General features: G+C 37.1%; 11 protein-coding genes. 6 read left to right on the forward strand and 5 right to left on the reverse strand.

Going from position 1 to position 15,067, the window contains the following annotated elements; all coding sequences use genetic code 11:
- Positions 1 to 62: 62 nt before the first annotated feature.
- The 5 genes from atpE to atpG all read left to right on the forward strand — a co-directional run bounded on the left by atpE (position 63) and on the right by atpG (position 4,125).
- On the forward strand, positions 63 to 314 hold the full coding sequence (gene atpE / locus KMW28_RS03030; protein ID WP_044222836.1) for an ATP synthase F0 subunit C: 252 nt from the start codon (positions 63 to 65) through the stop codon (positions 312 to 314).
- A gap of 113 nt (positions 315 to 427) precedes the next feature.
- Positions 428 to 919, forward strand: a complete 492-nt coding sequence (gene atpF / locus KMW28_RS03035; RefSeq protein ID WP_066210214.1) for a F0F1 ATP synthase subunit B — start codon at positions 428 to 430, stop codon at positions 917 to 919.
- Between the two features lie 46 nt (positions 920 to 965).
- Positions 966 to 1,502: an ATP synthase F1 subunit delta gene (atpH, locus tag KMW28_RS03040; RefSeq protein ID WP_066210213.1), complete on the forward strand. Its 537-nt coding sequence runs from the start codon at positions 966 to 968 to the stop codon at positions 1,500 to 1,502.
- Positions 1,503 to 1,576: 74 nt separating this feature from the next.
- A complete protein-coding gene (atpA, locus tag KMW28_RS03045; protein WP_169664948.1) occupies positions 1,577 to 3,157 on the forward strand; it encodes a F0F1 ATP synthase subunit alpha in 1,581 nt (526 codons plus the stop codon).
- 71 nt (positions 3,158 to 3,228) lie between these two features.
- Positions 3,229 to 4,125: an ATP synthase F1 subunit gamma gene (gene atpG, locus KMW28_RS03050; RefSeq protein ID WP_066210211.1), complete on the forward strand. Its 897-nt coding sequence runs from the start codon at positions 3,229 to 3,231 to the stop codon at positions 4,123 to 4,125.
- Positions 4,126 to 4,407: 282 nt separating this feature from the next.
- On the opposite strand, the gene KMW28_RS03055 is transcribed toward atpG, so the two are convergent.
- The 4 genes from KMW28_RS03055 to KMW28_RS03070 all read right to left on the reverse strand — a co-directional run bounded on the left by KMW28_RS03055 (position 4,408) and on the right by KMW28_RS03070 (position 11,752).
- Complete coding sequence (locus KMW28_RS03055; RefSeq protein ID WP_169664947.1) at positions 4,408 to 5,691, reverse strand: c-type cytochrome domain-containing protein; 1,284 nt, start codon at positions 5,689 to 5,691, stop codon at positions 4,408 to 4,410.
- Between the two features lie 194 nt (positions 5,692 to 5,885).
- Positions 5,886 to 6,998, reverse strand: coding sequence for an NHL repeat-containing protein (locus KMW28_RS03060; RefSeq protein WP_169664946.1), 1,113 nt, complete (start codon positions 6,996 to 6,998; stop codon positions 5,886 to 5,888).
- Positions 6,999 to 7,022: 24 nt separating this feature from the next.
- On the reverse strand, positions 7,023 to 8,513 hold the full coding sequence (locus KMW28_RS03065) for a DUF1501 domain-containing protein (protein ID WP_066210207.1): 1,491 nt from the start codon (positions 8,511 to 8,513) through the stop codon (positions 7,023 to 7,025).
- A 2-nt stretch (positions 8,514 to 8,515) separates the two neighbouring features.
- Complete coding sequence (locus KMW28_RS03070) at positions 8,516 to 11,752, reverse strand: DUF1553 domain-containing protein (protein ID WP_169664945.1); 3,237 nt, start codon at positions 11,750 to 11,752, stop codon at positions 8,516 to 8,518.
- Between the two features lie 205 nt (positions 11,753 to 11,957).
- On the opposite strand from KMW28_RS03070, the gene KMW28_RS03075 reads away from it, so the two are divergent.
- Entirely contained in the window at positions 11,958 to 13,580 is a 1,623-nt protein-coding gene (locus tag KMW28_RS03075) for a tetratricopeptide repeat protein (protein ID WP_169664944.1), read from the forward strand.
- A 122-nt stretch (positions 13,581 to 13,702) separates the two neighbouring features.
- Here the strand turns inward: KMW28_RS03075 and KMW28_RS03080 are convergent, their stop codons facing one another.
- Positions 13,703 to 14,992, reverse strand: a complete 1,290-nt coding sequence (locus KMW28_RS03080) for a Na+/H+ antiporter NhaC family protein (protein WP_183363984.1) — start codon at positions 14,990 to 14,992, stop codon at positions 13,703 to 13,705.
- Positions 14,993 to 15,067 lie beyond the last annotated feature (75 nt).

Below are 15,067 nucleotides of genomic sequence, written 5' to 3' on the forward strand. Positions count from 1 at the left end.
TATTCGCGCAAGCGAAAGCTTCATATACGTTTCTTTTTATAAACTTTTTAAACAAAATTCAAATGTCATTACTTTCAATCTTATTAGAAGTAAGTGGTAACGTAGGTCAATTAGGTGCAGCTATCGGTGCTGGTCTAGCAGTATTCGGTGCAGGTATCGGTATCGGTAAAATCGGTGGTAACGCTGTTGAAGCGATGGCACGTCAACCAGAAATCGCTGGTAACCTACAAACTGCAATGATTATCGCAGCAGCCTTGATTGAAGGTGTTGCACTATTCGCAGTAGTAGTTTGTCTATTGATCGGTTTAGGTTAATCCCTAAATTCAGAAAACATTTTGTTTGGATATCCATCGCAACAGGGGATTGCCCGGCGGTGGGTATCTTTCAACAAAGAAACGTCAGAACGCTCACGCAAAATTATTAAGAGATGGATATTATAACTCCTGGTATAGGTCTTTTATTTTGGAACACATTATTCTTCTTAATCGTATTCGCGATTATCGGAGTGAAGATCGTTCCAGTAATTTCAAAAGGTTTAAAAGATAGAGAAGAGTCTATCGACAATGCTCTTAAAGCAGCTGAACAAGCAAAAGCAGATATTGCTAATCTAAAAGCTGAAAACGAGAAGGAAAAAGAGAAAGCTCGTGCTGAAAGAGAAGAAATCATTACTTCTGCGAAGAAAAAAGCAGATCAAATGATTGCTGAAGCAACAGAACAAGCTAAATCTGAAGCGAAGAAAATCGTTGATGATGCAAGAAGTTCTATTGATGCAGAAAAAAGAGAAGCGTTGGCTGAAATCAAAGGTGTTGTATCTGAACTTTCTTTAGATATCGCTGAGAAAGTAATCCGTAAGCAATTATCTGATGATGCCGCTCAACAAGAACTTGTAGCCAAGTTAGTTGAAGACGCAAATATCTAATTTTTTGAGAAACACGCGTTTTTTACGCTGTATATAAATCATAACCATGAGTGCAGAATCTAGAGTAGCAACACGTTATGCAAAAGCTTTTGTCTCTGTAGCTTCCCAAGAAGGAAATCAGGATGCGTTGTATGCTGATGCAGAGTTGATCATGTCTACTATTGAAGGTAGCCGTGAACTATCAAATGCTTTGAGTAGCCCAATCATTAAAGCTGAGAAAAAAGCAGCTATCCTTAAGGAAATTTTTTCATCTAAGGTAACTGATCTTACAAATAAACTTTTCAACCTAGTGGTAGAAAAGAACAGAACTTCGGCTTTATATGAAATCGTTATTGCCATCAAAGCAGAATTTGATGCAGTAAAAAATATTCAAAGAGCTACTGTAGTTACTTCGACTCCTCTAAATGCTTCTACTAAAGATGCATTAGTTGCGAAGGTGACAAAATCTACTGGTAAGACAGTGGTATTGGAAGAAAAAGTAGATGCCTCTCTTATCGGTGGTTATATCTTAACTGTTGGCGACAAGCAATTGGATTGCTCAGTGAAGTCTCAGTTACAACAATTGAAAGTAGCTTTCAATTAATTTTTTGAGTATCCTCAAATGTGAGTGATACTTTTTTAATAAAGAATAGTCAAAATTCAAATCCAGATACAAAAATGGCTCAAGTAAGACCAGACGAAGTGTCTGCGATCCTGAAGGAACAACTTACAGGTTTCAAAGCTTCTTCGGATTTAGAAGAAGTAGGAACAGTATTGGAAGTAGGTGACGGTGTAGCTCGTATTTACGGTTTGCTTAATGCAGAAGCTGGCGAGTTGATCGAATTCGAATCAGGTGTCGTAGGTATGGTATTGAACCTCGAAGAAGATAATGTAGGTGCCGTAATTATGGGTAAATACACAGATATCAAAGAGGGTGATACAGTAAAACGTACTAGACGTATTGCATCTATTAAAGTAGGTATGGGTATGTTTGGACGTGTTGTAGACGCGTTAGGTAACCCTATCGACGGTAAAGGTGAAATCGAAGGCGATTTATACGAAATGCCTATCGAGCGTAAAGCTCCAGGTGTATTGTTCCGTCAGCCAGTAGATGAACCAATGCAAACAGGTATCAAGTCAATTGACTCTATGACTCCAATCGGTCGTGGACAACGTGAATTGATTATTGGTGACCGTCAAACAGGTAAAACTGCGGTGACGATTGATACAATCATCAACCAAAAGGAGTTTTACGATAAAGGCGAGCCAGTATATTGTATTTATGTTGCAATTGGTCAAAAAGCATCAACTGTTTCAACTATTGTTCAGGCATTAGAAAAAGCAGGTGCAATGGCTTATACTACTGTAGTTGCAGCGAACGCTTCTGATCCAGCTCCAATGCAATACTTTGCTCCTTTCGCAGGTGCAGCAATTGGTGAGTTCATTCGTGACACTGGACGTCCTGCATTAGCAGTTTATGATGACCTTTCGAAACAAGCGGTAGCATACCGTGAGGTTTCACTTCTTCTTCGTCGTCCTCCAGGACGTGAAGCATATCCAGGTGACGTATTCTACCTTCACTCTCGTCTATTAGAGCGTGCATCTAGAATCAACACATCGGATGATATTGCAAAGAACATGAACGACTTGCCTGAGTCTATCAAGCATTTGGTAAAAGGTGGTGGATCTTTAACAGCCCTTCCAATTATCGAAACTCAGTCAGGTGACGTATCAGCATATATCCCTACAAACGTGATCTCAATTACTGACGGTCAGGTATTCTTAGAAACTAACCTTTTCAACGCAGGTATCCGTCCAGCGATGAACGTAGGTATCTCAGTTTCTCGTGTAGGTGGTAACGCTCAGATCAAAGGTATGAAGAAAGTATCTGGTAAATTGAAAACTGACCTTGCTCAGTTCCGTGAACTAGAAGCTTTCGCAAAATTTGGTTCTGACTTGGATGCAGCTACTAAGCTTACAATTGATCGTGGTCGTAAGAACACAGAGATCTTGAAGCAAGCACAGTACTCTCCATATACTGTTGAAAAGCAAATCGCTATTATCTGGGCAGGTTCAAACGGTATTACCGACCCTGTAGCAGAAACTAAAGTGAAAGCTTTTGAAAACGAATTCTTAGAAGTTCTTGAAACTAAACACAAAGATGTAATGGACGAAATTGCTGCCGGTAAGTGGGGCGATAATCACATTGCAGTGTTTAAGAAAGTAGGTGAAGAGGTAGCTCAAAACCACAAGGCTTAATTATAATATGCAATTAGCAATGGTAATTTATAAATTACTATTGCTAATTCACTTTCATTACTCATTAGAAAATGGCTAGTCTTAAAGAAGTAAAAGAGAGAATCTCCTCTGTAGACTCAACGCAACAAATCACAAAAGCCATGAAAATGGTTTCTGCGGCAAAAATGCGTAGAGCACAAGACCGTGTAACAGGTATGCGTCCTTATGCTGATAAGTTGGCGTCTATCCTTGAAAACGTTACTGCGGCACTTGGTACTGATTTTTCTAGCCCATTCGTTGAGGCTCGTGAAGAAGTGAATAGCGTTCTTGTAATTGTAGTTACTTCAGACCGTGGTTTGGCAGGTGCCTTTAACTCGAATATTCAAAAAGAAGCTACTCGTTTGATCAATGAGGAATACTCAAAACAACATCAAGCAGGTAGAGTTGAAGTGCTAGCAGTTGGTTCTAAAGGAGCCGATTTCTTCAGAAGAAGAGGTCATCAAGTAAATAACGAGTTTATGAACTTGTTCCATAACCTTGACTTTGATGGTGCTAGAAAAGCTGCTGAATATGCTATGGATGGCTATGTTTCAGGAAAGTTTGATCAGGTTGTGATGGTGTATAACGAATTTAAAAATGTGGCAACACAAATCGTTAGAGCTAAACAATTCTTACCTTTCGCTTTAGAAAACAATACTGAAGAGCAAGAAGATAACGGTCAGGAAGCTGATTATATCTTTGAGCCAGAGAAAGATAAAATCTTATCAGAATTGATTCCTAAAACACTTAAGGTAAACTTCTATTCGCACTTACTTGATTCGAATGCGGCAGAACATGGTGCTCGTATGACGGCGATGGATAAGGCAACTGAAAATGCTGGAGACTTATTGAAAGCATTGAAGTTGGATTACAACAGATCTCGTCAGGCAGCAATTACCAACGAAATCCTAGAAATTGTTGGCGGTGCAGAAGCACTTGCAGGCAGTTAATAAGAAATAAAGCTGTAAGGCAAAAAAGCTCTCATTTTTAATAATGAGGGCTTTTTTTTTGATTCAAAATTTGAGTTTTGAATGGTGAAATATGTGGAGCTTTTTTTAAGTTAAAAATGAAAAATTAAAAGTGAAAAACGTGAGATGTTAAGTAGTTCGTGTAAAGAGTTGATTTAGGCTTTATCCAACCTCTTTAATCGTTTCTTTACATTGAGATTACACGTTTATTCATCTTGCGTAAACATTACATTATACGTTTTTCACTTTTAACTTTTCATTTCCTTAAAAGCTATTCCAAGAATAAATCTTCTTCACACTCTCATGTCCTTCAAAATACGCCAAACTAGCTTCTGTGATCTTTGTAGAGTGTAAGTTCAAAACCTCTAAATGTTTTAACTGTTGAAGTGATTTCACGCCTTTATCTGTAATTGGATTCTTACTCAAATTAAGTTTTCTCAATTCACTAAACTCAGCTATTAATTTCACGCTTTTATCATCCAAATGATGTCCCTTGAGGTCTAACCAAACGATGTTATCTTTTATTTCTGATAATTTATGTAATAATTCTTTGGCTTGATTTGTTTTGATTGGAAGAGTAATATCATATGCGTTTGTTCCAGGTACTAATTCCCTAATTTGAAATCCTTTTTCCTCTAATTTTTTGATGTTGCTTTGTGGAATTTCAGCTAAAGTAATTTGATCTTTTGGGGCAGCTACAAAACCTAACTTTGTCATACAATAGGCGTGTAATTCCTCTTGAATATCAAGTGCTGAGTAGAGCGTATCGAAACTGCCTTCACCTTGATTAATCCATAGTGTTACTAAAGCAATCTCATCATCACTTAAACCTTTCTTTCCTTCAGGAGGCATAATATCTTCATGTCCATGGGGTAAGCTGACTCTTTGAATGAATGAACTAGCCTCAGCATCACCAGAAACGATAAAAGCACCATTTTTTCCACCTTTTAGAATGTCCTCTTTACTTGATAGTGATAACTGTCCTTTCTTTTTATCTTGATTATGACAGCTCGTACACTTTATTTCCAAAATAGGTTTCACCAAATGACCATAGACAATGACTTCTTCAGGAGTAGTTGCCACTGCATAAGATTCTACATCATCATCCCCAAATTGAATGGGTGCATATTGAGTTAGATAAGTTGATCCATGTGTCAAGTTCCCTCCAAGATGCCCAGTATAAGACATTACCACGACTAATAATCCCAATAGGGAAGGATATATAAAAGGATGCAACTTTTTATTTTTGATGAAATAGCACCCAAATGCTATCAAAGTAGTGATAATACCACCCCATTGATGATTATCTAAAGTAGTCTCATTATAATCACTTCCCGATTGCCCCAATAAATAACCCAAAATACAAGTACCTACCGCACTTATACCACCCACCAAAAGAGTAAATGATATCACCTTTTGAGTATCCTTTAACCACTTAAATCTAGTCGCCACCTCAAAGATCATCGCCAACAACAAAAAGCCAATGGGCAAATGCACCAATAAAGGATGAAAACGACCTATAAATATTGAAAAGTTTGAAAAATCCATTTGAAATTAAATTCAGATAATGTCTAAAAAACTATCCCCAGGAATAAATTCCTGGGCTTTTGATACTCTATCCACATAGCAATTGTTTGCCCCTTAGTTCCTTAGTTCTTAGTTTCTTAGTTAAAAACGAGCGTTAACTTTGCTACCTGCTACCTGCTACCTGCTACCTGCTACCTGCTACCTGCTACCTAATATCACACTCTCTCCAGCATCAAAGGCGCTGTCTTATTCGCATTCCACTGACAGACATACAAATTCTTATCCTCATCCACACATACATCGTGGCCGTGGAAAATAGGTTTATGTTCTAATTGGAAAGAAGGTGCTAATTCGCCGTTATCTTCATATTTTGGAGCAGTACCTCCAGGGTTAGAAACCACTTTATCACCTTCGAGAATAGTAACAAATCCAGTATGTTTTGTCCAATCATATCCTCCAGCATTAGTAGGAGAAGACCAACACACGCCAGCATATAAGTTTTGATCATCGAATACCGCTCTACACATATACATGTTGGTGAGCTTTAACTTCTTGACGAATTTGCCATCCAAAGTGTACCATTTGTAAGTACTTTCATTTCTTGATGAACAGCATAAAAGTGGATTTTTAGGATCACGATTATCGATAGTGACTCCGTGGGCATTGACCAAGTTGTAGTTATTGTCTTTGTTGTCGTGTCCACCCCAGTGTCTGATGTACTTACCATATTGATCGTATTGAATGATAAAATCTTTACCATACCCATCCGCCACATAAATATCTCCATTTGGACCTACTGCTACTTCTGTAGGACAGAAATGATCTCCCGGCTTGTAAATACCAATAGTTTGTGGATGTCCGATATCAAAGATGACCTGACCATCTGTTGTTGTTTTAGTCACTCTACCATTATGGTGTATCATTTTGCCTCTACGGTCTAAATACCAGCCTGAATCGGTGAGATAGAGGAAATCATCTTCACCTTCTTGAGACAATGTCAAACCATGTCCACCGGGATAAGCGGTTCCCCAATAATCAAGAAGCTTACCTGATTTATCGAAAATGAGGATATTATTGTCGGTATGATCACCCATCATAATTAAACGACCTTTAGAGTCCATCACCATTTCATGACAATTCAATAAAGGATTTCTTACGCTACTGATCTTTGCCCAATCTCGGTTTAAGTTATATTGATAGTCACCATGACCTAATATTTCTTGTTTTTTTTTTGCTCCTTTTAGAATATTGAAGCTATACAGAGGAGTGGATAAGGCACCTCCTAATACGATTCCACTTTTCTTTAAAAAATCTCTTCTAGAATTCATTTCAAATAATTATTTGATAGTCAATTAAGCTAAAATATCTTTCACCACATTACCGTGAACATCAGTTAGTCTAAATCGACGTCCTTGATGTTTAAAAGTGAGTTTCTCATGATCGATCCCCATAATGTGCATCAGGGTAGCATGGAAGTCGTGAACATGAACAGGATCTTTTACAATATTGTAGCTGAAATCGTCCGTTTCACCATAGGTAATACCAGGCTTTACACCAGCTCCTGCCATCCACATCGAGAAGCATTTAGGATGATGATCTCGACCATAATCATTGGCGGTTAATTTCCCTTGAGAGTATACTGTACGCCCAAATTCTCCACCCCAAATCACTAAAGTGTCTTCTAATAAACCGCGTTGCTTTAAGTCTTTGATGAAGGCCGCAGTGGGCTGATCAGTGGCTTTACATTGGTTCTTAATTCCACCAGGTAAACCGATGTGCTGATCCCATCCTCTATGGTACAATTGAATAAACTTCACATCTTTTTCTAAAAGGCGACGTGCCATTAAACAATTGGCAGCATACGTTCCGGGTGTTCTACTATCCGGACCATACATGTCATAGACATGATCAGGTTCATCAGACATATCGGTTACTTCAGGAACAGAAGTTTGCATTCTGAAGGCCATTTCATATTGTTTGATTCTAGCATCAATCTCAGGATCTCCGAAAGCTGAATTTTGCACCTCATTTAAATCTTTTAAATAAGCCAACATATCTTCACGGTCTTCGTGATGATAATTCTCTGGATTATTGAGGAACAATACAGGGTCTTTACCCGATCTAAATTGTACTCCTTGATGTTGGGTCGGCAAGAATCCATTTCCCCAAAGTCTTGAATACAGCGGCTGACCAGAATTACCAGAAGTCAGTACTATAAAAGAAGGTAAGTTATTATTGTCTGATCCAAGGCCATAACTTAACCATGAACCAATAGAAGGTCTACCTGGCAATTGATGTCCAGTTTGGAAAAAAGTAATCGCAGGATCGTGGTTGATTTGTTCAGTGTACATCGATTTGATAATACATAAATCATCCACCACTTCTGCTGTATGTGGTAACAACTCACTCACCCAAGTTTGAGATTTACCATGCTTATTAAACTTAAATTTTGATGGAGCAATGGGTAAAGACGATTGCTGTGCACTCATGGCAGTCAATCGCTGACCTTGTCGAACTGAGGAGGGTAATTCCTGTCCAAACATGTCCATCAATTTGGGTTTATAATCAAATGTTTCGAATTGAGAAGGACCTCCGCTTTGGAATAAGTACACCACACGTTTCGCCTTTGGCATAAAGTGAGGCAATGAAGACATAATATCTTCAATTCCTTTTGGTTGAGGATTTGATTTTGCGAACAATTTATCCATTCCAAATAAAGAACCTAGCGCTGCTGCTCCTAACCCCATAGAAGTGGTTTGCAGGAACTTTCTTCTATCCATTTTCTTTTCGACAGATTGAAGGTCTTTATTGTTCGATCTAATTTTTTTATGATGATTGCACATGATTATCTTCTTGTAATAGTAGCGTCTGAATTTAAGATTACACTGGCCACAATAGCATTGGCCACCACAGTAGATTTCGATAGTTTATCATCTACTTGATAATGCCCCATAGTGAGCCACCCTTTTGTTTTATCGGGATGATTTTCGAAACGTTCTTTTTCCTTGGTATGCACCCCCATTAAAATACTCAGCTCTTTGTCTGAGATATTTTTGCCAGTCAGTTTCTTATAGGTCTTCTTGATCCCTACATCTAACTTATCGTGTAGAGCGATTTCTTCTCCCAATTTTCTACATGCTTCGATATAGGTCGGATCATTTAATAGCACCAATGCTTGAAGGGGTGTGTTTGTTTTTTGTCGTCTTACCGTACACTCACTTCTGTCAGGTTGATCAAAAGTAGCTTGCGTAGGGTTGGGGACAGTTCTTTTCCAAATGGTATAAAGCGATCGTCTATACAACTCACTTCCATGTCCTTGTTGATATTTACCTCCGTTCATGACCCAAAGTCCATCAGGTTGATAGGGGTGGACCGATTTACCACCAACTTCCTTGATCAAAAGATTACTTGCCATAAGCGCATTATCCCTCATCATTTCTGAAGTTAAACGGAATTGAGGACCTCGAGCCAACAAAACGTTATCGGGGTCTTTCTCCCTCATTTCATCAGAACATAAGCTGCTTTGACGGTAGGTAGAGGACATCACAATCATTTTATTCAACTTTTTGATATCCCATCCATTATCAATAAAAGAGTTAGCCAAGTAGTCCAATAACTTTGGATGTGAAGGTAATTTTCCTTGGTTACCGAAGTCTTCAGTAGTTTCTACAATACCTTGACCAAAGAAGTTTTGCCAGTATCTATTGACAGCCACTCGAGCCGTTAAAGGGTGCTTGGGATCAGTGAGCCAACGAGCCAATCCCAATCGGTTCTTAGGAAGCTCATCAGAAAAAGAAAGAATACTTGATGGTGTATTTGGATACACTTTTTCACCGTAATTATCATATACACCTCTTTCCAGAATATAAGCCTGACGTGGTGTTTCCATCTCTTTCATTACCATCACTTCTTGAACTGTATCTAAAGTGAAATCCAATTTCTTCTTCTCCGCCAAATACTCTTGTTCCGCTTTTTGATAATTATCCGATTCCTCATGAATAAAATAATCCACCAATAGCTGACGATCATCTTGAGTTAATTCTGTATGATTTTTTGCTAGTAATTTATCAAATGATAATGGGCTGTAGAGTTGTTTTACTTCTAAAGGAGTAAGCATTTTAGAGAAAACATCTATTTGATCCACCTTAGAGTTTTTCAATCCTAAACCTCTCCATCGAGCACCAATTTGAAGCCCTTTTTCAATAGGATGAGCATAAATAATATCTTCATAGTCATGGAAAATGATACTCTTCGTAAGGTTGTCTTTCTCCACTTCCATTTCAGTCTTTTCACCATTGATATATAAACTTATACCATTCGCTTTGCTGCGTCCATCGTTAGTCATACATAGGTGCACCCATTCATCTCTTGGAATATCATTTTTCGAGTTGTTGATAATGGCATTCTCAGGCCAAGTATGGGCTAATATGGTTTGAAGCTTTCCATCTTTTAGGTACAAAGTATAGCCTTTCATGGAGTGAAGCATTACCGCTTGATTCTTATGGAAAATCACGCCCTCTTTTAGATCTTTCGGAATATTTACCCACAAACTGATGCTGAAAGGATCATTTCTATCGTAGATACCAACAGGTTTTAAATCAATCCAAGCATCTCCATTTAATAATACACCTTTGCCGAATTTACCATCGGTATAACTCGCCACCTCATTATAAGAAAACTGACGATCCATTTTCGCCTTTTTACCGGTCTTCGAGTTCACTAAACTATTGTTTAATTTAAACTCGGCAACACGACTCCTATACAGTGTATTTTTACTGATTTTCTGATAGCCGTTATTTTCTACCCATTTTTTGGCTAAAGGAGTTTCTTGAGCGATCACTTGTTTTTGATGTAATTCTTTATCATCACATAGTTTTTTTAGATAAGCAATCACTTCTTCTTGGTCTTTGGTAGGTAACATCATTGTCGGAACAGGAATATCATCGGGATCCCAAGAAATCTGACCTGTTTCATTGATGTTATTGAAGAAGCTATAAAACTCATAGTAATTCTTCTGTGAAATGGGATCATATTTATGATCATGACAACGGGCACAAGCCAAAGTCAATCCCATTAAACCCTGACCTAATACTGCAGTTCTATCCGCAACATATTCCACTCTAAATTCTTCATCTACAATACCACCTTCGGCATTTTGAGGGTGTAAACGATTAAAACCCGTAGCTAATATTTGCTCTTTGGTAGGATTCGGTAATAAATCTCCAGCCAATTGATATGTGATAAACTGATCATAGGACATATTATTATTGAAAGAGGCAATGACCCAGTCTCTCCAAGGACTCATATCTCTTGGTCGATCAATTTGATATCCATGCGTATCAGCATATCGGGCAACATCCATCCAATCGGTTGCCATCTTTTCACCATAATGCTTAGAGTTCAATAAACGTTCTACTTGCTTTTCGTAAGCATCAGGTGATTTATCGTTGACGAACTGATTGATCTCTTCTATAGTTGGTGAGATGCCAGTTAAATCTAAAGAGACACGTCTTAATAAAGTTTCCTTGTCCGCCTCTTCGTTTGGTTTTAGCTTTTCTTGTTTTAGTCGTTCGCCAACATATTTATCGATATCATTATAACCCCAATTCTTTAATCCTTTGGGAACATGTGATGTCTTTAATGCCATAAACCCCCAATGTGGTTCGTATTGAGCACCTTCTTCTACCCATTTAATTAAAGTAGCTTTTTCGTCATCAGTTAGGCTAAGATGAGATTCAGGAGTGGGCATCACCTCGTTTGGATCTTTACTTAATATTCTTCTGATCGCCTCACTTTTATTGGGAGACCCAGGAACAATAGCATATTTACCTTTTGATTCTGTAAGTTCTGCTGTCGCTTTCTCAAAAGTATGCAGTTGGAGTCCACCTTTTATTTTTCCATTATCAGGACCATGACAAGCAAAGCATTTATCCGATAAAATAGGTTTAATATCTTTATTGAAGTTTAATGATTGAGGAAGTTCCTCATAAGCTAGTTTTACCTCTTCAGGCATTTTGGTAGAACAGGAAGATGTTCCCAATAGAATAGCAAGAAGTGAGAAAAAAATAAATTTTTCTTTCATGTTTGAAAAAGTCATTTGATGGTAATTCCGAGATAAGTGCGTGACCACTTTATTAATTTAGTAAGGTCAATATGATTATTATTTACATATATTTAGGTAAGAGATGTATAGACTCTCTATAGACAAGTGTTATTTTTACATCAATAAAATTGGAAGAAAACTTTACTTAAATGATATTTAAAGCAGATTGTAACTAGACAGCGTAATGAATCGAATATATACTGATAGACTGTGCGTATTTTTTAATCTCTTGATTGTTCTCTCGTTTTTATCAAATGATATTCTTGGAAAAGAATACCTTGATATTAAATCTAGAAAAGTAATTTCACCATCATTTTTAAAAGGAATTGAAAACGATAGTTTAATTCAATCTTTAGAAAAGAACTTTGATGCACAATCATTTTTTGATAAAGTAGAGACCAGAATTCAATTGGGCGAATTGTATTGTAATCGAGTAAATTATCAAAAAGCGTATGCCTCCTATTGGTCGGCTTTAGATCTTTTGGACGAAAGAGAAAATCTTGAACTAAGAGCAAGAGTGTACGATGGAATGGGGATTCTTTATAGCCTTTATGAGAAGAGAGATCAAGCATTGACTTACTATAAAAAGTCATTGGAAATAAATCGCTTACTTGTAAATCAAGGAAAAGTTCCGAAAATAAACCTTAGGAAAAACTATTTTGTGATTGCTGTACATTACCGTTATGATAAAAATCTTGATCAAGCAAATACCTATCTTGACAGCTGTTTGATGATTCCTACTGAAGGTGATTTTTCGGAACTAATTGTAAAGTCAGAAAGAGCATATTTATTATCAGAAGGCAAACAATATTCATCGGCACAAAAACTATTTGATGAAATCTTACCCAAAATTGAAGATCAACAAGTAAAAAGTTATCATGTAGTTTTTTATTCATTGTATGCTGATATGTTTATGGAGTTAAATCAGTATGAAAAGGCCATAAAAAACTATTTACATTCTGCGGATGCTGCCATGAAATATAGAGCACATATCAACTTTGTACCTGATATTTATAAAAAGCTATCTACCGCATTAAACAAGGTAAATGATAAGAAGGCCGCCTTATTTTATTTAAATGCGGCTTATACATTAGATCAATGGTTATATAGTAGCAAGAGTGAGAATAACCGATTTTTGTTAGAGATTAATGATGTCTACAAAAAGAAGGAACAAGAACAACAAAAAATCATTACTCAGCAGAAGATTCAGAATGTTACACAAGAGAAGCAAATCTTATGGTTGTCGATTGGTATCCTCACTTTAGTATTCGTTTTTATCACTTGGTTGGTATTTACGAGAATTCGACTGATGAAGAAAAATTATAAAAATGAGCGTCGAATGATGGTGGAGAAACAGCATTTGGAAAAGGAGAAAAACGATCAAATATTAGCTATCAAGAATAAAGAATTGACGCAATCGACACTTCAAATTATTGCTAAAGATGAGGTGTTGGCTACTGTAAAAGATAAACTGAAAGAACTTCAAAAGAAGGAGGGAAGTAAAGAGTTGAGATCTGTACTCAATTCCATCAAAGTCAATCAAGATACGAGTTGGCTGGAGTTTGAACATCGATTTACCTCTGCCAATAAAGACTTCTTTGAGAATCTAAAAGATAAATATCCAAACTTAAGTACCTACGATTTGAAAATATGTGCTCTAGTGAAGCTGAACTTTACTGGTAAAGAAATGTCTAGACTATTGGGGATATCGCCAGAAAGTGCGAACACTTCTCGATATCGTTTGAGGAAGAAACTAGGCTTACAAAAAGGGGAAGATTTAGTTGAATTTGTGAATGGGGTAGTGTAAAAAAAGAGGATGTCCCATAATTCAATAAAACCTCATATCATAAGCCCCGGATTTAAATTCGGGGCTTATGATATGAGGAAAAGTGGATAAATTAGACACCCTCTTTAGGTTATATGATTCGATTATTTTCTCTTCATCAAAAAGATATAAGCCAATGCACAAACACCTAAAATGAAAGGATAATATAGGTATTGAATAATATCTAATGGGGTGATTATTGTGGTAACAGTAACTGCGGCAAGAATCTGAGCACCATAAGGAATAATACCTTGTGTAAAACAAGAGAAGGTATCTAATATACTCGCCGATCTTTTCGGATCAATATTGAATTTATCTGAAATTTCTTTGGCGATGGGACCTCCAATAATAATGGCAATAGTATTATTTGCAGTACACACATCGATAAACATAATCAAGATGGCAATTCCAATTTCGCCACCTTTAGTTGATTTTATACGTGAAGTTATAGCATAAATGATATAATTAATTCCACCATTTTTATGAGTGATGGCTACAACACCACCAATCATTAAACAAAGAATGATAATCTCCGACATTCTCATAAAGCCTTGAGAGGTAGCGGCAATCATTCCCCAGATATCAAATGATTCGGTAGATATACCGATGATACCAGAAAGCAAGGTGCCGAGTAGTAGAACGACCATTACGTTCATTCCTGATAAAGCACCAATAAGAACAACCAAATAAGGGATCACTTTTATGAAACTGAAATCATAATTTTGAGCCAAGTTAAGTTGAATATTACTGGTAGTTACTATATAAATTAGTATTGTTATGATAGCTGCAGGCAAAGCAATTTTGATATTGGCCTTGAACTTATCTTTCATTTCTACACCCTGCGTTCGTGCTGCTGCGATAGTTGTATCAGAAATCATCGATAAGTTATCACCAAACATGGCTCCGCCTACAACAGCTCCTAAGCCAATACCTACAGGCATTCCTGTTTTCTCGGCAATACCAACAGCAATGGGAGCAATAGCTCCAATCGTACCTACAGAAGTACCTATAGAAATAGAAATGAAACAAGCGATAATAAATATCCCTGTAATCAGTAAATGACTAGGAAGGTAATTGAGGGCCATATTTACTGTAGAGTCAATGGCACCCATAGATTCACTAACAACACTAAAAGCTCCTGCTAACAAGAAAATAATACACATCAGCATAATGTCTGAGTGTCCCATTCCTTGTGTATAGGTAGAGATTTTTTCCTTTAAAGTTGCTTTAGGATTCATCGCTAAGGCAACAATAGATGCCAACAAGAAAGAAACGGTTGCAGGCATTTTGTAAAAGTCGTTAGTAATAAGTGAGACTGCTAAGTAACTCACCAAGAATGTTAGCAATGGAAGTAATGCTAGTGGATTTCCTTTTTTAGTAATTGTCTGTTCCAAATTAATTTATTTTTATCCTCTCAAATACAAAGTGGACTCACACACAATCAAGTCCGAACTTCAAAACTAATAAGA

This window comes from Flammeovirga yaeyamensis (assembly GCF_018736045.1).
In the GTDB taxonomy this organism is placed as follows: domain Bacteria; phylum Bacteroidota; class Bacteroidia; order Cytophagales; family Flammeovirgaceae; genus Flammeovirga; species Flammeovirga yaeyamensis.